This is a genomic window from Paenibacillus sp. BC26 (assembly GCF_900116125.1).
Lineage (GTDB): Bacteria > Bacillota > Bacilli > Paenibacillales > Paenibacillaceae > Paenibacillus_Z > Paenibacillus_Z lignilyticus.
The window spans coordinates 173818-192870 of the sequence record NZ_FPAD01000005.1 but is presented as its reverse complement, the minus strand read 5'-3'; the positions used below and the strand labels follow the sequence as shown (position 1 = coordinate 192870).

At 52.5% G+C, this 19053-nt stretch carries 13 protein-coding genes; 7 read left to right on the top strand and 6 right to left on the bottom strand.

Annotated elements, in window-relative coordinates; translation table 11 throughout:
* The 7 genes from BM412_RS26965 to BM412_RS26935 all read left to right on the top strand — a co-directional run bounded on the left by BM412_RS26965 (position 1) and on the right by BM412_RS26935 (position 10631).
* Positions 1-1626 (top strand): response regulator transcription factor, encoded by a 1626-nt coding sequence (locus BM412_RS26965; RefSeq protein WP_091224799.1) that lies wholly within the window; start codon positions 1-3, stop codon positions 1624-1626.
* 102 nt (positions 1627-1728) lie between these two features.
* Positions 1729-3075 (top strand): ABC transporter substrate-binding protein, encoded by a 1347-nt coding sequence (locus BM412_RS26960; RefSeq protein WP_091224798.1) that lies wholly within the window; start codon positions 1729-1731, stop codon positions 3073-3075.
* A 168-nt stretch (positions 3076-3243) separates the two neighbouring features.
* Positions 3244-4137: a carbohydrate ABC transporter permease gene (locus BM412_RS26955; protein WP_256256611.1), complete on the top strand. Its 894-nt coding sequence runs from the start codon at positions 3244-3246 to the stop codon at positions 4135-4137.
* 28 nt (positions 4138-4165) lie between these two features.
* A complete protein-coding gene (locus BM412_RS26950) occupies positions 4166-5011 on the top strand; it encodes a carbohydrate ABC transporter permease (protein WP_091224797.1) in 846 nt (281 codons plus the stop codon).
* Between the two features lie 8 nt (positions 5012-5019).
* A complete protein-coding gene (locus BM412_RS26945; protein ID WP_091224796.1) occupies positions 5020-7092 on the top strand; it encodes a hypothetical protein in 2073 nt (690 codons plus the stop codon).
* Positions 7093-7112: 20 nt separating this feature from the next.
* Positions 7113-8909 (top strand): L-fucose isomerase, encoded by a 1797-nt coding sequence (locus tag BM412_RS26940; RefSeq protein WP_091224795.1) that lies wholly within the window; start codon positions 7113-7115, stop codon positions 8907-8909.
* A 15-nt stretch (positions 8910-8924) separates the two neighbouring features.
* Positions 8925-10631 carry a ribulokinase gene (locus BM412_RS26935; RefSeq protein WP_091224794.1) on the top strand — a complete coding sequence of 569 codons (1707 nt, stop codon included), beginning with the start codon at positions 8925-8927 and terminating at the stop codon, positions 10629-10631.
* Between the two features lie 96 nt (positions 10632-10727).
* Here the strand turns inward: BM412_RS26935 and BM412_RS26930 are convergent, their stop codons facing one another.
* The 6 genes from BM412_RS26930 to BM412_RS26905 all read right to left on the bottom strand — a co-directional run bounded on the left by BM412_RS26930 (position 10728) and on the right by BM412_RS26905 (position 18941).
* Positions 10728-11978 (bottom strand): ROK family transcriptional regulator, encoded by a 1251-nt coding sequence (locus tag BM412_RS26930; protein ID WP_091224793.1) that lies wholly within the window; start codon positions 11976-11978, stop codon positions 10728-10730.
* A 31-nt stretch (positions 11979-12009) separates the two neighbouring features.
* Positions 12010-13779: a sensor histidine kinase gene (locus BM412_RS26925; protein WP_091224792.1), complete on the bottom strand. Its 1770-nt coding sequence runs from the start codon at positions 13777-13779 to the stop codon at positions 12010-12012.
* A 9-nt stretch (positions 13780-13788) separates the two neighbouring features.
* A complete protein-coding gene (locus tag BM412_RS26920; RefSeq protein WP_143111711.1) occupies positions 13789-15321 on the bottom strand; it encodes a response regulator in 1533 nt (510 codons plus the stop codon).
* Between the two features lie 50 nt (positions 15322-15371).
* Entirely contained in the window at positions 15372-17051 is a 1680-nt protein-coding gene (locus BM412_RS26915) for a type 2 periplasmic-binding domain-containing protein (protein WP_091224790.1), read from the bottom strand.
* 101 nt (positions 17052-17152) lie between these two features.
* Positions 17153-18046 (bottom strand): carbohydrate ABC transporter permease, encoded by an 894-nt coding sequence (locus BM412_RS26910; protein ID WP_091224789.1) that lies wholly within the window; start codon positions 18044-18046, stop codon positions 17153-17155.
* 31 nt (positions 18047-18077) lie between these two features.
* Positions 18078-18941: an ABC transporter permease gene (locus tag BM412_RS26905; RefSeq protein ID WP_091225074.1), complete on the bottom strand. Its 864-nt coding sequence runs from the start codon at positions 18939-18941 to the stop codon at positions 18078-18080.
* Between the last annotated feature and the right edge of the window lie 112 nt (positions 18942-19053).

The following is a 19053-nucleotide window of genomic DNA, read 5'->3' as shown; positions in this document are numbered from 1 at the left end:
ATGTATAACGTATTGATCGTCGACGACGAACAAGAAATCCGCACGGGATTAAAACTGAAGATAGATTGGGCAGGAATGGGCTTCTTCGTTGCCGGCGAAGCGAAAGACGGCCAGGAAGCGCTGGATAAGCTGGAAGATACCGCCTACGACCTTATGATTACGGATATTAAGATGCCCGTCATGAGCGGACTTGAGCTGCTGAAGCGATGCTCGGTGAAGTATCCGTTCTTGAAGGTTATCGTGCTGTCCGGCTTTGACGACTTTCATTTCGTAAAGGCGGCACTACAGTGCGGAGCCAGGGACTACATGCTCAAACCCGTTGTTCGGAGCGAGATGAAGGAAATTATCTTGAAGGTTCGTGACGAAATCGACGAAGACCGCAAGAAACAAACCGAGCATAGCGATACGCAATGGAGACTAAGCCAATCACTGTCCGCCGTTCGGGAACAGCTTATGCTGGCTTTGATTAGCGACGAAGGTGAAGAGCATCTGCTGCCGCTTCGGAGCGATATCGCGATGCTGCAGCTTACACCGCTCATGAACGAAGAGGCTCTCATCCGTTTCCTGTGCGTCGAGATCCGGTCTACAGCAAACCGTTTCGAAACCGGAGAAGGACAGAGCGGTTTGTTCCGTTTAGCCTTCCAGATGCTCAGTCGGGAGATCGTGGAGAACAGCAGGCTCGAGCAAGCGGTATTTGCCTTCCCCCACCCTAGCTATCCAAACATCATGCATTACCTGATTTCCTCCGATACCGCCGAAGAAAGCGAAGATCGGATAAAGCAATTGGCGGAACAGGTGCATGAAACGTTAAGACTGCATCTTAAAGTGGAAACCGTTATTGCCGTAGGCGAGCTTCATGCCGGACTTTCTTCTGTGCGGCAAGCATTCTTGTCAGCGCTGACAGCTTGGAGCAGAAGCCAGGCCGGTGCAATCACCCAGACGATTTATGCCGATAACGTCGCCTACCCCGCGGAGAAACTGCTGCCCGAAGTGGAGAAGAGACTGCTTATTCTGCTGGAGGATGCGGAGCTGGATCGGTTCGTCCATACAATCGAGAATATGCTTCAGTCGAGGAAGGTATCGCTGCAGGACATTTATTCCTTCATGCTGCGCGTCGTACTTCTCTTGGATCAAGCGGTCACGAAGAACGGACTGCCTATCGGACAGACGCAGGATTGGATTTTTCCGATCACCCAATGGAGCTTTACGACCCATCAATCAGCTGTCGCTTATTTAAAGGAGCTTGCCATGATTGTAACAGAAGGTATCAAGCGTTCGAGAGCAAGCGGCGGTACGGCTGTAGCCGAAGCGGTGCGCCAATATATAGACGCGCACTACATGAACGAGATCAGCTTATCCATGCTGGCGGATCGGTTCCACATCAACACGACCTACCTCTCCGAGCTGTTTAAGAAGCAATTCGGTTCTACCTTTAGCGAGTATCTCGTGCAAGCACGCATACGCAAAGCCTCGGAGTTGTTGGCCGATCCGAATCTGCGACTAGCGGACATCGCGGAGCTGGTCGGATTCGCTAACGCCAGTTATTTAAGCAGCGTGTTCAAAAAGATGTACGGAGTAAGCCCGAACGAGTATCGTACGCAACGAAGCGAAGATCAAATCCGATAATTTTGCATGCTACAAACCCATACGATTGGATTCAAGGCGTCTTGCCGCGATGGTAACATGAACTTGTAAATACATCAGCCAACCATTGAAAGGTAGGGTCATATGAATAAGAAAATTGCAGGCCTGTTATTAACTTCGGCACTGACAGTCAGCTTGGTGGGTTGCGGCTCCAACGATAAGGCCAACAACGCGAGTTCCAGCGAGCCGGCAAACGTCGCCAGCGACAACGCGAGCAACGCTGCAGCAGAGCCGGTCGAGTTGACGTTCTGGCGCCATGACTTCGCTCCGGAAGCTGATTCCTTGAACAAAATGATTAAAACGTTCGAAGAGAAATACCCCAACATCACCGTCAAAATGGAATTGATTCCGAACGACCAGTACGAGACCAAGATCCGTACGGCGCTCGCAGGCGGCAACCCGCCGGACATCATGGCGCTAGATGGCCCGACGCTCGCTTCCTACGCTCACCAAGGCGCGCTGCTCCCATTAGACGATTACATGAACAAAGACGGCAACAAAGACGATATCGCCAAACCGGTACTGGAGAGCTTGACTTACGACGGCAAGATCTATGCGGCTCCGAACAACGATGCCAGCTTGGCCATGTTCTATAACAAGAAGATGTTCGAAGCTAAAGGAATTCCGCTTCCTTCGAAGAATCCAGACGAGGCTTGGACTTGGGATCAGATGCTCGATGCGGCTAAGAAATTGAACGATCCAACAAACGGTGTTTACGGCTGGAACCCAACTCCATGGGGCTTTGCCGGCCATGAAGGCGCTCCGTTCTCCGAGATGGTGTTCCTCTGGCAGTCCGGCGGTGAAATTCTGAACCCGGAGATGACGACCGCGAAGGGCTTCCTGGATTCCCCGGAGAACAAGAAGGCGCTCGAGTTCTGGGGTTCCTTGTACAACACCGATAAAGTTGCTCCTAAAGAGCTTCCGCAAGATGCGTTCGCAAACGGCAAAGTGGCAATCAACATTGATGGCCCTTGGGCATTCGGCGCTCTTGAAGCGAACTTCCCGAACTTCAAGCTCGGCGTCGATTACGACGTAGCTCCTCTCTGGAAAGACGCGAAGCAAGTGACGCCTAACGGCAGCTGGAACATGGCGATTACCGCCAAAACAAAGCATCCTGCAGAAGCATGGGCATTCTTGAACTGGGTAACCGGCGTAGAGGGCTCCAAGCAATGGTACCAGGATACGAAGAACTTGCCGGCACGCCTGTCGACGGCAGAAGCGTTCCAAGAACTTAAAGAGTATCCGATGAACATCTTTGTTCAGCAATCCGCAAAGTACGCGCATCCTCGTCCGGTAACTCCGGCCTATCCTGCAGTCAGCGAAGCGGTTCGCCTTCTGTTTGAAGACGTTGGCCTCGGCGGCATGAATGTGGACGACGCGCTCAAAAAAGCGGTTGATAAAATCGACAGCGGAATCGCGCAAGTGAAGTAACTACGATCGTAACGACAAAGGGAGAGAGAGTACTACGCTCCTCTCCCTTTGTGTTATCCAACAAGGTGAAACGGATATCGCCGTCCACTAGAGGCGCGGCGCGTTTCATTCCGGAGAATTTAAAGCCCATTCTTAAAATGGAACAATGAAAGTCAGGAGGAAACCACCGTGAAAGGATACAAATCGGGCCTGTATGACAAGCAGGAGACGAGAGCCGCATTCTTGTTCATCCTACCCGCACTGGCGCTGCTCTTATTGTTCATCTTCTATCCGATGACGCGGGCGCTTCTGATTAGCTTCGAGAATTATAATTTAATCTCAGCTCATTCAACCCCGGCTGGTCTGGATAATTATAGAGATCTGTTAAGTGACAGTACCTTCTTGGCCAGTCTGGGCCATTCTTTCTACTTCGCGGCCGTCGTCATTCCGCTCCAGACGGTCATTGCACTGGGACTCGCCCTGCTCGTTCGGAAATCATTCCGCGGGGTTGGGATCTTCCGTACAATCTATTTTTTACCGGTGGTCGTATCCTTCGCCATCGCATCCACGATCTTCAAGCTGATTTATAACAAGGACTACGGGATGCTCAATATCATTCTCAAGGGGATTGGACTGCCGACGCTGGATTTTCTATCTAATCCCGATATCTCCATGATCGGCATCATCATTCTGTGCATCTGGAAGGCAATGGGCTTCTTCATGATCGTATTCCTCGCCGGACTAAATAATATTCCGGATTCGCTCTACGAGGCAGCGCACATGGATGGTGCAGGACCGTTCCAACAATTCGTAACGGTGACGCTGCCTCTTCTGAAGCGTACGATGGGCTTCGTCGTCGTGATTACAACAATGGACGCGCTCAAAATCTTCGTACCTGTCTACATCACAACCAGCGGCGGCCCGGCACAATCGACGAGCACCGTCGTGCACTACATCTACGAAACGGCATTCAAGCAAATGAACATGGGTTACGCTTCGGCGGCAGCCTTCATTTTATTCGCGATCGTGCTCGTTATCTCTGTTATTCAATTGCGAGTATTCCGGACAGATGTCGAGTATTAGTCCGATTCGTACCTAAGGAGGCCTTCACATGGACAAGAGCCGGACCGGCATCGTCGTCATTCGAACCATTATCATGAGTATTATCGCCATTCTCGTCATTTTCCCCGTCTATTGGATGATCATGAGCTCATTCCGAACCCATGAAGAGATTTTCAGGTACAGCAAGCTCGGATGGCATCTATTCTTCCCGGTCCATTGGACTATTAATAACTATAGGGACATCTTTATGGACGCCTCCAAGCCCTTCGGAAGGTACATGGCGAATACGTTGTTCGTTGCGGTTATCGTAACGGCAGCCGGCTTGCTCGTGAACTCGTTGGCGGCTTTCGCGTTTGCCAAGCTGCGTTTTCCGTTCAAGAAAATCTTGCTCGTTATCTTCTTGTCTTCGCTTGTTATTCCTTACGAAGTCATCATGATCCCTCAGTATTTGCTGATTAGCGAAATGCATTGGATGAATTCATACAAAGCGTTGATCGTGCCCCAGATTGTATGGGTGTTCGGGATATTCATGCTTATTCAGTTTTTTGCCGACATTCCGCGCGACATTCTTGACGCAGCCCGAATGGATGGCGCCGCCTGGACGCGGATTTATTACAAAATCGTTCTGCCTACCGCGGTTCCTGCTCTTATTACGCTAGGCTTAATGACGTTCCTGAACCAGTGGGATTCCTTCTTATGGCCGTTAGTCATCATCAACGAAGAGAAGAAACAGGTCATTCAAGTCGCGATCTCCTCGTTCCAATCCCTTAGGAATATATCGTGGGGGAAAGTGCTGGCGGCAACGACCATCAGCTCTGTGCCGATTCTTGGCGTGTTCCTCCTACTGCAAAAATATTATGTCCAAGGCATTACGATGTCCGGAGTGAAAGGATGAGTGTTCCCATGGCTGCTTGGCTTCAAGAAGGTATGATCATCAAATGGTTTGCTCAGAACGAATGGCATAGTTACAAACTTAACGCAATGACCGCTGCATCCATCAACGATTCGGCGGAAGAAGCAGCCTGTTATTCTGTTGATTTGCCGGATGCGCGAGTACGGCTAAGCATTCGAAATAACCATGGTTTGACTGCGGCGGAACGTCAAGTATTCGAGGCAGAAGTCACGCTTACTCCGGTAAACGCAGGCCTTGTGATCAGCGGCGTTCAACTCGTCATGCCGGTGGAGAATGGCCTTTCATGTATCTGGAAGCCTCATTTGTCTCCGCAAGAGGATATGGTTGTCGGGGATAAAATGTTCCGTTCGCCTGCGATCGTCTTCGAAGACGCAAAGCGTATGACAGCCCTAGTTCCCGACTTGGCGCACATGGAGCGCGAGCGCACGATTCCCCACATCATGGATTACGTACAGGCCGATCATAGTTTAATGTACGGATTGAGCTCCTACGAAGAAACGGGTCATGTCTATCATCGTTTAACCCCGTCTGTACAGGATTTCTCCCAATCCATCACGTACCGATTCTACTTGGTTGAGCTGACGAAGTCGCCAGGCCAACGGGAAAAAGATTACCGCGGCATCGAGCGGTTCCTTTGGGAGCAATTCGCAGCCGATCGCATGCCTCTTGAAGAGGAAGCCCCGGTTGTCGCAGCGTTAACGCCATATGCGGAATACGCGTATGGCTGGGCGCTAGACAGATGGCAGGACGTAACCTGGCAGCAATTCTCACTAAACGGTGAAGAGGTCGGAGGTGTCGTGTTCATCGTCTGCGCAAGGCAGAAGCCGGGACATGGCCAAGAGCAAGAGTGGCGTGAGCCTAAGAGTCTATGGAACCAAGCATGGTTCTGCGGCTTGCGTACCGCCTATGGCTATGCGCAATGGGGCAGACGCCAAGGGCGACAGGATTGGGTGGATAAGTCCGAGCTGGCGCTTAACTTTGCCTTAAGCGCTCCGCAAGTAGATGGATTATTCCCCGGCTATTATCAAGCGGGTGACGATAACCGCTGGGAATCCGGACGCTGGTACATGTCCGGTCCGAGACGTCCAGCGGGACATGAGGATTATGTGCATTTACTCGATTCTTCCTGGACCTGCTATTGGCTGTTAAAGTGGCACAGGGACGTACGCGCCGATGAACGAATCTTACCCTTCGTTCGCAGCTATGCGAATCGCCTGTTAAGCCTTCAACTCAAGAACGGAGGATTTCCCGCTTGGGTTCAGCCGGTTACCTCACAAATCTCGCCTTATTTGTTGGAGAGTCCGGAAGCTTCGATGCATGTCATGCTGCTGTGCCTGCTGAACGAAATCGAGCCGGACGCCCGTTATGTCGCATCTGCCGAGCTCGCGGCTCGCATGGTCGCCGAGAAGGTCGTGGAGACTGGGCGCTGGGAGGATTTCGAAACGTATTGGTCTTGCTCCAAACAGTGGGAAGACAAGCAGTACGGCATGCTCGATCCGCGAAGCGGCCTCTACAATCAATGCAACTTCGGCATGTATTGGACGGCGGAAGCTTTCAAGGATCTCTACCGGGCGACCGGCAAGGCAGAATGGCTGGACGCAGGCGAGCAAGTGTTGGCCGAAGCGTCGCTATATCAGCAAATCTGGCAGCCCTCCTACTTCCCGGTCCCAACCGTCGGCGGATTCGGTGTCATGAACAGCGACGACGAATGGAACGATGCCAGACAGAGCTTATTTGCTTTGACGTATCTCGATTATTATCGCCTAACCGGAAATGTAAGCTATCGAGCACGCGCACTGTGGGCGATGAAATCTTCCTTCTATATGATGTATTGTCCTCTTAATCCCACTGTTAAGGCGATTTATGAGCGCGTACATCCGCACTTCGACGAGAACGACTACGGCTTCCATATGGAGAACTTCAACCATCATGACGGCACTCCCGTAGATGGGCTCGGCGAGTTTACTATCTTTGATTGGGGCTGCGGGGCGGCTTCCTCGTCTCTGGCAGAGTTCGAGCGTTCGCTTGCCGCCATCGCCGTCCCCGTTGCAAATGACTACTAACATTCAGGAGTGAATCCATTATGAGCACAACAAGCAAAGGTACAAATCGGCTGCAAGGAAGCATGCCACTGATCGGTATTCGTCCGATTGTCGATGGGCGCCGTGGAGGCATTCGCGAATCACTGGAAGAAGTGACGATGGAGATGGCTCGCACAACGGCGCAATTCCTAAGCGACCATTTAAGACATAGCAACGGATTACCGGTTGAGTGCGTTATCGCCGATACATGCATTGGCGGCGTCGTGGAAGCCGCGCAAGCGGAAGAAAAGTTCTCCCGTGCAGGCGTCGGGCTGACAATCTCCGTTACGCCTTCCTGGTGCTACCCAACGGAAACCATCGATACGCACCCTACTCGTCCCAAAGCGATTTGGGGCTTCAACGGCACTGAGCGTCCCGGCGCGGTATATTTGGCTGCGGCCCTGTCCGCGCATAACCAGAAGGGATTGCCGGCCTTTAGCATTTACGGCCGCGACGTTCAGGATATTGGAGATACGACGATTACACCTGATGTACAAGAGAAGCTGCTGCAATTCGCCAGAGCGGGTCTTGCGGTCGCCACTATGCAAGGCAAATCGTATTTGTCGATGGGCAACGTCTCGATGGGCATCGCGGGTTGTATTGCGGACGAGTCCTTCTTCCAGAAGTACCTCGGTATTCGCAACGAATACGTGGACATGACGGAGTTCGTCAGACGTATGGAACTGGGCATCTATGATCGGGAAGAATACGAGATAGCACTAGAGTGGACCCGCATTAACTGCATCGAAGGCAACGAAGTGAATCCTCCGCATTTGCAGCGGACGGCCGAGCAGAAGCAAGGCGATTGGGAAACGGTCGTCAAGATGACGCTTATCGCGCGCGACATGATGGTCGGCAATCCAAAGCTGGCGGTTATCGGATTCGGCGAAGAAGCGCTCGGACGCAATGCGATCGCGGCAGGCTTCCAAGGTCAGCGCGCATGGACGGACTTCTATCCGAACGGCGACTTTATGGAAGCGATTCTTACCTCTTCGTTCGACTGGAACGGCATTCGCGAACCATTCATGCTGGCAACGGAGAACGATACGTTGAACGGCGTGACTATGTTGTTCGGCCACCTGCTCACGAACGCAGCGCAAATCTTCGCGGACGTTCGAACCTTTTGGAGTCCTGCCGCGGTGAAGCGCGTAACGGGCTACGAGCTAAGCGGAGCGGCCAAGGATGGCGTGATCCATCTCATCAACTCCGGTCCCGCGGCACTTGACGCGACCGGCCAAATGGAAGTGAACGGCAAGCCGGCCATGAAACCGTTCTGGGACATCACGCAAGAGGATGTCGACAATTGCCTGAAAGCCACCCAATGGTGCCCTGCGGTCGACTTCTTCCGCGGTGGCGGCTATTCGACCGACTTCACGACACGTGAAGGCATGCCGGTAACAATGGCCCGCATCAATATCATCGATGGTATCGGACCCGTGCTTCAGCTGGCGGAAGGCTATACAGTCGAGCTTCCGGACGAAGTGCATGACAAGCTGGATCAGCGGAGCAACAGCACATGGCCGACCACATGGTTCGTCCCGAATACGACTGGAGAAGGATTATTCAAGGACGTATATACGGTCATGAACAATTGGGGCTCCAACCATGCGGCAGTTAGCTACGGCCATATCGGCGGCGACTTGATCACGCTGGCTTCCATGCTGCGCATTCCGGTCAGCATGCACAATGTTCCGGATGAGCGGACGTTCAGGCCGTCGGCATGGACTTCGTTCGGCGGAATGGATCCGGTTGGCGCCGATTATCGGGCTTGCCAAACGTTAGGACCTCTATATAAGTAAAGGGAGAGACAGCAGATGACGAGCAAGTATGCAATCGGAGTCGATTACGGCACGGAATCGGGCAGAGCACTTCTCGTTGACATAAGCAACGGCCAAGAGGTCGCCTCGCACGTGACTTCTTACGGCCACGGTGTCATCGATGAAGTGCTTCCGGGAAGCGGACGAAAGCTGGAGCCGGACTGGGCGCTCCAGCATCCTGACGATTACCTGGAGGTGCTCAGAAGATCCGTGCCTGAGGTACTTCGCCTCTCCGGCGTTAAAGCCGAAGACGTTATCGGGATCGGGATCGACTTTACGGCCTGTACGATGATGCCATTGAATGCGGAAGGAATTCCTCTATGCATGACGCCGGAGTGGTCAGCCAATCCGCATGCATGGGTGAAGCTATGGAAGCATCATGCGGCGCAGGAAGAAGCAGATCGCATCAATGAGCTAGCTGAGCAGCGGGGAGAAAGCTTCCCGGCTCGTTATGGAGGCAAACAGTCGTCCGAATGGATGATTGCGAAGATTTGGCAAATCGCGAATGAGGCGAGCGACATCTACGAAGCGACAGACCTGTTCATGGAGGCTGCCGATTGGATTGTCTTGCAAATGACGGGTAACCCTGTTCGGAATAGCTGCACGGCAGGATACAAAGCGATCTGGCACAAAGAGGCGGGCTATCCTTCCGATGCCTTCTTCACGGCGTTGGACCCGCGCTTGAGCGGGCTGACCGAGACGAAGCTTCGCGGAGAGATCCTCCCGCTCGGCTCGAAAGCGGGAAGTCTGTCCGGAGATATGGCCGCGATGATGGGCTTGCTTCCGGGTACGGCAGTCGCCGTAGGCAACGTGGACGCGCATGCGGCAGTACCTGCTGTGGGCGCTGTTACGCCGGGCAAGCTCGTCATGGCGATGGGCACCTCGACGTGCCACCTGCTGCTAAGCGATCAAGAAATGATCGTCGAAGGCATGTGCGGAGTCGTTGCTGACGGCATTGTTCCGGGGTATTACGGCTACGAGGCCGGGCAGTCGGCTGTCGGCGATATTTTCGCATGGTACATCGATGAAGCGGTACCGGAATACGTGGTACAGGCCGCGAAGATCGAAGGCATGAGCGTTCATGCTTGGCTTGAGCAGAGAGCGGCGGCGTATGAGCCGGGCGAGACAGGCTTGCTCGCCCTGGATTGGTGGAACGGGAACCGTTCGGTGCTCGTGGATGCGGACTTGTCGGGCGTGGTTCTCGGTTTGACGCTGCTCACCAAGCCGGAGGAAATTTATCGGACCTTGCTGGAGGCTACCGCTTTCGGTACCCGGAAAATCATCGACTCGTTCGTCCAACAAGGCATTCGCGTCGATGAGTTATACGCATGCGGCGGCTTGCCGCAGCGCAACCGGCTGCTGATGCAAATCTATGCCGATGTTACCGGCAGGGAGATCAAGATCGCAGCGTCCACCCAGACCGCAGCGCTCGGCGCGGCGATGTTCGCAAGCGTGGCAGCGGGCAGCGCGGCAGGCGGCTATGATAGCGTCGTGGAAGCAGCCGATCGCATGGCACATATCCGCGAAGAAACATTCGTACCGATTCCGGCAAATACGGCGTCTTACGAGAAGCTCTATCGGGAGTACGAGGCGCTTCACGATTATTTCGGCCGCGGCGGCAACACGGTACTGAAGACCTTAAAGGAAATGAAGACGGCGGCAAAGTCCGCTAAAGCGAACGAAACCCATGAAGTCCGGGTTTAGAGAGCTCCAACAATAAATAAAAGCCCCTATAGCGGACATTTGAGTAAACACGTAAGTGTTTAAATCAATGCATGCTATTAGGGGCTTTTATTCTAATTAGCTATACCGCTGCGAGAAGTGGACGCCGCCGAACAGATCCTGGAGCAGCCATGTCGCCGCGCCGGCGAGAATTTGATGCTGCTCGACGCTTTTGAATACAAAGCGGTCGCTTCCCGTTTCCGTTGGGAACGGGAAGGCAGCGAGGCGCCGCTTCACTTCCTGCATGAAGGCGTCCGAGCGGCTTGGCCAGCCGCCGATGATCAGCATTTCCGGACTCATGAAATTATATATTGTCGCCATGAGCTGGCTCATAACCTGTGCCGCCTGCTGCATGATCGGCTGCAGCCACTCCGCGCCTTGCTCATACTGCGCCAGCACATCCTCGAAATGCTGCGGGACATCGACAGCTACGTTAGCACCTGCACCTGCACCTTTACCGGCGCCTTTACCGACACCCGCTGCCTCCCTCGCCGCTATCTGCGCGCGCTTCAGCAAATACGGCACCGTCAGCACCGTTTCAATGCAGCCCCGATTGCCGCATTGGCACAGCATGCCGCCGCCCGCATCTACAATCGTATGGCCGATCTCGCCGGCGGCGCCATTAGATCCGGCATAGATCTGCTCATTAATGATGATGCCGGCGCCGATCCCTTCCTCCACGGATACGTAGATGACATTGCGGTACGCAGCATTCAGGCCATAATAATACTCCGCGAAGACCGCTGCGTTCATGTCATTGACCACTTCTATCACGCAATCATAAGCGGCGGCCAGATGGGCCTTCACTCCAAAACCGCTTAACTGCAAACCGCGTGAGAGCTTAATGGTCCCGCTCTGCTCATCAATAATGCCGGGCGACACGATGCTGATGCCTTTAATCCGCTCCAGCTCGGTAATGCCGGCCTGCTTCATCAAGCGCGGGATCGCCTCGCTCAAATAGTGCCCCACAGCGTCATTACCTTGAACGCTCGGCACCTCATTCACATGAATGATCTCACCATGGAAATTCACGAGCGCACATGTAAAGGTCTGACCGCCAAGGCCGATCACGATGACATATCCTTTGCTCCGCGTAATTTCGAGCTGCACCGCTTTTCGCCCGACGGTGGTCGTATCCGTTTTTCCCAGCTCGTCAATGAATCCTTCTCGAATCAATTCATCGACCTGTGAAGATACGGTTGTCGGTGTCAAATGGGCGAGTTTCGCGATCTCCACGCGAGTTAACGTTCCTTTTCGATGAAATAAACGAAGAATCGCGGCGCGATTCATCTCCTTCATCGTCTGGAGGTCTCCTTTGATCGGCTTCATGACGGCTCTCCTTCTGTTCCTAAGATAATGCTCAAGCGCCCAGCATAATGGCCGGATCCTGATAGAATGGGATGCGAATCGTTACCGATGTTCCGATCCCCGGGCGACTGTAGAGCGAAACGCCATACGCATCACCGAATTGCAGCTTTATTCGCGAATCGACATTGCGGATGCCGTAACCTACCTGCACGCCGCGCGGGTTCATGATCTGCTCCAGCAGATCCGGCCGGATGCCAACCCCATCGTCAATGATCCGAAACGCAATATGCTGCTCTTCCTTCTGCGCCGTAATGCGAATGTTAATCTGATCGCCATACCAGGCATGCTTCAGCGTATTCTCGATAAAAGGCTGCAGGATGAGTTTAACGGTCGTATACGACAACACTTCCTTGTCAATTTCGTAACAGACGCGCAATCGATTCTCGTATTTGGCCTGCTGCAGCTCGGTATACACCTTGCAGTGCTCGACCTCATTCGTAATAGAGGTAAGAATACGCCCGTCGTTCAGCGACAAGCGATAAAACTTCGCAAGTCCAAACACCGTCTTCTGCAGCTTATCGTTTTGTCCGAATTTAGCCAAGCGGCTGATCGATGACAACGTGTTATATAAGAAATGCGGATTGATCTGAGCCTGGAGAAACTCCAGCTCCGCTTCCTTCTTCTGCAGATTCGCCACATACAGGTTCTGAATCATCTCTTCCATATTCCGACCCATGTTGTTAAACGCATCGCCTATCTGGGCGAATTCGTCGCGGCTCTTGAAATGAATGCGTTTGGAGAAATCCCCTTCGCGGAACGAGTCGATGGCCGCGATGATTTTCGTCATTTTGCGGATAAAATATCTTGAGAATAGCGCGCTGATGAGGATGAGCACGGCCACCACCATAATGCACATCATAATATACACATTCCGGACGGAGACCGCATTCTCCTTTAGATAACTGCGGGGAATATAAGCCGACAACTTCCAGTTCAGTCCCGCAACCGGCTTTGTGATGACAAAGTATTCGTCTCCCGCAGCCTTGCTGTCCCAAGTCGCGTCAAGTGAGGACGGCGCAGAGGTAAACAGTGTGTTCCCGTCCCAGTCGGACACGACCAGCACGCTCTTATCCGTAATTTTGCGATAATCGACAGCCTGGAGCAGATCGCTAATCTTCGTGACAATCCGCATAAACCCGAACGGCTTGCTGCCCTCATCGAAATTGATCAAACGGCGCATGAGCGAGATGTTGCCGAAACGAGCATCGTTATCCACCTGCTGCCAGACGAAGGTCTGCCCATAAATCTCTTGCGGAAAATCAAGCTGTTTGTACCATTCCAGCATTCTTAAACGATCCATATGCATGATTTCAAAATCGCGCCCCGCAGACAGCGGATCAACTTCGCTTCCTCTGGCGAAGAATACCTCGGGCACGGTTGGATTATCGGTATAAATATCGAGCCACACGTTGCTGACCATGGAGCTGAGCATATTCGTCAGCTTCGGCTGCAAATAGCGCGACATGTTTTCATAGCTATAGTACCCTTCTTCGTACTTACTCAAATTATTTTGCATCGTCTGGTCGAGATACAGCTCGTCGGAGATATGCTTAATATCCTCCATCCGATAGGCGATATTGTCATGAATCTGGCTCAGCGTACCGCTTACGGCAGCACTCGTCTGTTCCTCCCCCGAACGAACGGAGGACGTATACGCATAGTATCCGATAGCGAGAACAGGGATAAGGAGCAGAATCAAATAAGAAAGAAACAGCTTCTTCCCGACGGAAAGGTATTTCGAATGCTGCGCGGCCGGCTTCATGGGAGTCACTCATCCTTGTTTTCGATAGTCGCTAGGCGTCAATCCGAATTGATCCTTAAACTGGCGGTTAAAGCTGCTCAGCTTCTTATAACCCAGGCGGTTGGCCACCTCGTACACCTTCGTGCTGGGTACTTGAAGCAGCACGCTTGCCCGCTCCATCCGCTTCGCAATAACATAATCGCTGAAGTTCAAACCCGCTTCCTCTTTGAACATGTACCCCAAGTAATTCGGCGAGAAGGAAAAATAATTCGCCACATCCTTGAGCGTCAGCTCTTCCTCGACATGGTCCATAATGTACTTCTCCACTTCCTCGATCAGCTTGCGGTTCTTCTTCTGTTTGCGCTGATAGAGCGTCTCGGAGAGTTGGAACAGCCGACTTCTAAGCCACCACTGAATATCCTCCACCGTCTCGAATTGAAAGACGATATCGAGCTTATCGAAGCTGAGGCCGAGTATCTGGTACAAATCCTCATTGACCGTGCGCAGCCGAAAATCAAGCTGGGAAATGACATGAAGCAAATACACGTATACCGCATGCTTATCGTCGAAGGTCTTGATCAAGGCGCATAAATCCTCGACGCATTCGTCTACTCGCACCAGCTGATATTGAACCAAGGCGGTAAAGAGCGCATCCAGCACTTCGCTGAGCTGCTTCGCCTTTAAGCCGGTTTGGGGTTTAATGTCGGTGAATGGAATAACCTTGCCTTTGCCGTAAAACATTTTGTTCGCGATGGCGTCCCTCGCGCACTGATACGATTCCGGAAGCTGATGGAGCTCGTATACCAACGTGCCGACGCCTGCGGTCACCGACCAAGTCAGCTTCGAGCTGACTGCCTGCATGACAAGCTTTAGCTGCTCCTGAGGCTGCGCTCCTTCCAAGATGACGACCATTCGTTTCTCATCGGTTTTGCAGAAGTAGGGCAGATTCATTTCCATCAGCAGCTCTGCAATCTGCTGCAGCTGCTTATCGAATGCGGTGGTTTGCTTCTCCAGGCCGGCTGCGCGCAGCTTCCAGTGCATATCATCCATCTCGATGATTCCTATTGAAAGTCCGGCTGAAGGCGTTAGTTCTGTACGCGCATAATTGCCGCTCAGCAGCTGACTAACCGCCTCGCTCTTGTGCCACTCGGAACGCGTGGTCTCGCTGTCGAGCTCTGCTTTGACCCCTTCCAGCACCTCGAACAATTCATCATCGTTAACCGGCTTCAGCACATACCCGGCCGCGCTAAGCGAGATCGCCTGCTTCGCATAATGGAATTCGGAATACCCGCTTACAAAGACGACGCGAAGCTGCGGTCTCTGCTCCAAGATCTGCCTAACCATTTCGAGCCCTGACATAATGGGCATATTGATGTCCGTGACGAGAATATCAACCTTGTTGTTCTTCATATACTCAAGGGCGCTAAAGCTGTTATTGATTGCGGCGACGACGTTCATGCCAAGCTTGTCCCAGTCGATATGCTGCTGCAGTCCGATCAAATCCATCGTTTCATCATCTACAACCAGAACACTGTACACGTCATCACCTCCAAATAATGCCAAGAAAAGGTATACTTAGTATACCTTTTCTTGGCATAGAACCCTATCATTAATTATTGAGCATTAATCCGTTTCAGGTTGTCCTGCCACTTCGCTGTTTTGAAGGTAAGCAGCTTGTCGTACCCCGCCGAATTCGCCTCTTCACTCGCCGTATTCAACATCGCTTCCACTTCTGCATCATCCTTAGCGAAGATCGCTTTCGCGAATACTCGTGTGAAGATATCGCTGATCCGTTGCGCAATGACGCCTTCTTCGGAAGTCGGAGCCGGATCCATGTTTGCAAATTGCGTGATGTTGTAGGCCGTTTTCCAAGCTACTGCATTTTGCGCGATCGTTGCCCACTCTTGCTGATCAGCCGGCAGCGACAATTCATGCTTCGACTTCGCTTGATCGATGAACGTTGTGTTCCCTGCCCAGTTGAAGGAATCCATCGTGGACATCATTTTGCTCAAGCCTTCTTTATCCGACGCGTATTTATCCGTAAATTTCGGAGCATCGGTGTCATCAGCGCCATCCCAGTACAGACCTGGAGGACCCCAGAAGCCGACGCGTTGTCCTTCAGGACCTGTCAGCCAATCCAGGTAAGCGAAGATGCCTTCCGGATCTTTAGCCGATGTAGTAATCATGTTGACGTTCCAGCCAAGCGAATCATACTGCGTTGCGAAAATCTTGTTCTTGTCGAGTCCGCCCTTCTGCAGCGGCCAAATCATCGTGTATCCGGCGCTCGGGTCAGCAGCCTTCAGGGCAACCGTACCTCTTGCGCCCAGGTCCGTTACGTTATAAGCAGCGGCTACAGCTACTTTGCCGGTCGTTACTTTCTCGCGTACTTGCTCGATTTTCTGAGTCAATGCATCTTGTGTAACCAGCTTCTCACGGAAGAGTTTGCTTGCATATTGCAGCGTTTCTTTGAAGGTTGGATCGGTGAAGATGGACTCCAGCTTGTCGCCGTTAGGCACTGCCATTTGGCTGACGAATTGCACCGGGTGATCTTCCGCAAAACCGGAGTACAGCTCATAGATCCCTTGCGCGCCGATACTCGTTTCAAACGGGATGACCTTCGGATATTTCTCTTTCACGAGTTTCAAGTATGCGTACAGATCATCGAAAGTTTCAAGCTTCGGCGAACCCAGCTCCGTGTAGATCTTCGTATTCACGATGTAGCCGCCGTTACCGCGTGCGGAGTTGGCATACCAGTTCGGGAATACATACAGGTGGCCGTCCTCTGCCTTCAGCATGTTCAGCGTGGCATCGCCCGCCCATTTCTTCAAGTTCGGGTATTTATCCACGTATTGATCCAGTGCAACCAGCTTGCCTGCCGCTCTTAGTTTCTCGACATTCGCATCGCGTTCACCCCAGATGACGTCCGGCAGCTCGTCGGATGCGATCATGGCATTAAGCTTTACTTCCGGCGAGCTGCCCGCTTGCACAGCCGTTACCGTTACTTTCTTATTATCTTGAATCCACTTCGTGCCGGGATCGGCTCCCCACGGATTCTGTGTGTACCAGTCATAGTTGCCATAGAAGCTGAAGGAAACAGGTGTTACGCCAAACTCAAAAGCAGGTGCGGCTTCAGGTGTATTCGTCGTTGCTTCCGCCTGATTATTCGTGTTTGTTGTGGCCGTAGCGGAATCGTTGTTGTTGTTCGTTTCTGACTTCGATGCGCATCCTGCCATTAACATGGATGTACTAAGCAGCATAACTCCAAGCGATGTGGCGATTCTTTTTCTCTTCATCGATAACCCTCCATGTACTTGTTATATTAAGCTATTTCGCGTAAAACCGCTGTAACAAATCTCATTTCCCAGCCTGCCTAGCCGGTCCGGCTGCCGATTCATTAGCCTTTCAACGAACCGACAAGCACGCCTTTTACAAAATACTTCTGTACGAACGGATAGGTAAACATGATCGGCAGCACGGCTACAATCATGGTAGCCATGGATAACGACTTCGTTGTAATCGACTGCATCGCGGTTATGCGATCCTGCGCGGCGGAATTCAAGTTGAGCAGCTCGGTCGTCATAATGTTGGAATTGAGAATTTGCTGGAGCAGCGCCTGAACGGGCAACAGCTCTGTCTTCGTGATATACAAACCGGCATAGAACCAGTCGTTCCAGAGCGAGACGGCCGTGAACAAGGAGAGTGTCGCGATGATGGGGCCGGATAAGGGAAGCACGATTTTGAATAACACGCCGAAGTTGCTGCATCCGTCGATACGAGCGGATTCTTCCAAGCCATCCGGCAGATCCTTGAAGAAAGAGATGAACACAATCATATTCCAAACGTTTATAATGCCCGGGATCACGAGCACCCAGAAGGAATCCAGCAGGTGCATATTGCGGATGAGCATGTAAGTCGGAATCAGTCCGCCGCTGAAGTACATCGTGAATACGCAGAACAGCATGTAGGATTTGCGGCCGATCAAGTTCTTCCGCGACATGCCGAAGGAGAAGATCGCTGTGCACAGAATCGCGACAGAGGTACCGATCAAGGTCCGCATGACGGAAATGTAGAAGGCATCCAGCAAGCGTCCGTCTTGAAAGACGATGGAATAGTTCTGAAGCGTAAAGCTCCGCGGCCAAAAGGTGATGCCTCCAAGCTCCGTGTCGGAGCCGAGATTAAACGAGATGACAATCGAGTTCCAGAAGGGATAGAAGCATACGAAGGCCAGCAAGACCAACAGGGCATAGACGAGTGTGTGAAAGATTTTATCTCCGGTACTGCGTTTCATCGTCTGCTGCCTCCTCTCGGTTGTGTGATGATTACCATAGGCTTGAACCCTTCCTTCTGGCGATTGCATTGGCTGCGATGAGCAAGCCAAGGTTGATGACGGACTTGAGCAGGCCGACCGCCGTTGCGTAAGAGTATCTGGAATTCTTGAACCCGACGCGGTAGACGTAAGTATCGATGACGTTCGCTACTTCCGCCAATGTAGGGCTGATGGCAAGCAGCAATATATCTTCGAAGCCGGCATTAAGGATATTCCCGACTGCCAGGATCATGAAAATAATGATGATGGGCCGAATGCTCGGCAGCGTGACCAGAAACACTTGCTTGAACCGGCTTGCGCCGTCCATAGCGGCTGCTTCGTAGAGCGTCGGATCTACGCCGGCGATTGCGGCCAAGTAGACGATGGAAGCAAACCCGATTTCTTTCCACACGTTTGCGCTGATCAAGATGGTCCAGAAGTATTCCGGCAGCGAGAGGAAATTAATCGGCTCATCGATAAGGTTCAGCTTCTCGAGTGCCATATTCAAGCTTCCGTTATCCACTGCCAGCATCGAGCTGACAAAGCCCGCTACGATAACCCAGGAGAAGAAATGCGGCAGATAGCTGATCGTTTGCACGATTCGCTTGAAGTACATGTTCTTCACTTCATTCAGCATGAGGGCCAGTATGATCGGAGCCGGGAAGCAGACGAGCAGCTTCAGCACGCTGATCCAGATCGTATTGGAGAGCACCTCGCCGAACTCAGGGGATTCGAAGAAAATGCGGAAATGCTTGAAGCCAACCCACGGACTGGCGAAGAACCCTTTGAACATGTCGTAATCCTGGAATGCCGTTAACAAGCCGTAGAGCGGAATGTAGCTGAATACGAACAGGAACAGCAGCCCCGGGATGACCATAAGCTGCAAATCCCACTGGCGGCCGAACAGAACCAGCTTGCTCTTGCGCGGCCGCTCTGCGCGTGCACTCGGTTGTGCAGCGAAGCGGCTGATACTCGGATTCTCTGTTGAC

What these genes read in the sequence shown, in the direction of transcription:
- BM412_RS26940 (WP_091224795.1), top strand. Translation starts at nt 7,113, where the DNA reads ATGAGCACAACAAGCAAAGGTACAAATCGGCTGCAAGGAAGCATGCCA.
- BM412_RS26925 (WP_091224792.1), bottom strand. Translation starts at nt 13,779, where the DNA reads ATGAAGCCGGCCGCGCAGCATTCGAAATACCTTTCCGTCGGGAAGAAG.
- BM412_RS26950 (WP_091224797.1), top strand. Translation starts at nt 4,166, where the DNA reads ATGGACAAGAGCCGGACCGGCATCGTCGTCATTCGAACCATTATCATG.
- BM412_RS26960 (WP_091224798.1), top strand. Translation starts at nt 1,729, where the DNA reads ATGAATAAGAAAATTGCAGGCCTGTTATTAACTTCGGCACTGACAGTC.
- BM412_RS26935 (WP_091224794.1), top strand. Translation starts at nt 8,925, where the DNA reads ATGACGAGCAAGTATGCAATCGGAGTCGATTACGGCACGGAATCGGGC.
- BM412_RS26945 (WP_091224796.1), top strand. Translation starts at nt 5,020, where the DNA reads ATGGCTGCTTGGCTTCAAGAAGGTATGATCATCAAATGGTTTGCTCAG.
- BM412_RS26910 (WP_091224789.1), bottom strand. Translation starts at nt 18,046, where the DNA reads ATGAAACGCAGTACCGGAGATAAAATCTTTCACACACTCGTCTATGCC.
- BM412_RS26905 (WP_091225074.1), bottom strand. Translation starts at nt 18,941, where the DNA reads ATGGTCATCCCGGGGCTGCTGTTCCTGTTCGTATTCAGCTACATTCCG.
- BM412_RS26965 (WP_091224799.1), top strand. Translation starts at nt 1, where the DNA reads ATGTATAACGTATTGATCGTCGACGACGAACAAGAAATCCGCACGGGA.
- BM412_RS26915 (WP_091224790.1), bottom strand. Translation starts at nt 17,051, where the DNA reads ATGAAGAGAAAAAGAATCGCCACATCGCTTGGAGTTATGCTGCTTAGT.
- BM412_RS26930 (WP_091224793.1), bottom strand. Translation starts at nt 11,978, where the DNA reads ATGAAGCCGATCAAAGGAGACCTCCAGACGATGAAGGAGATGAATCGC.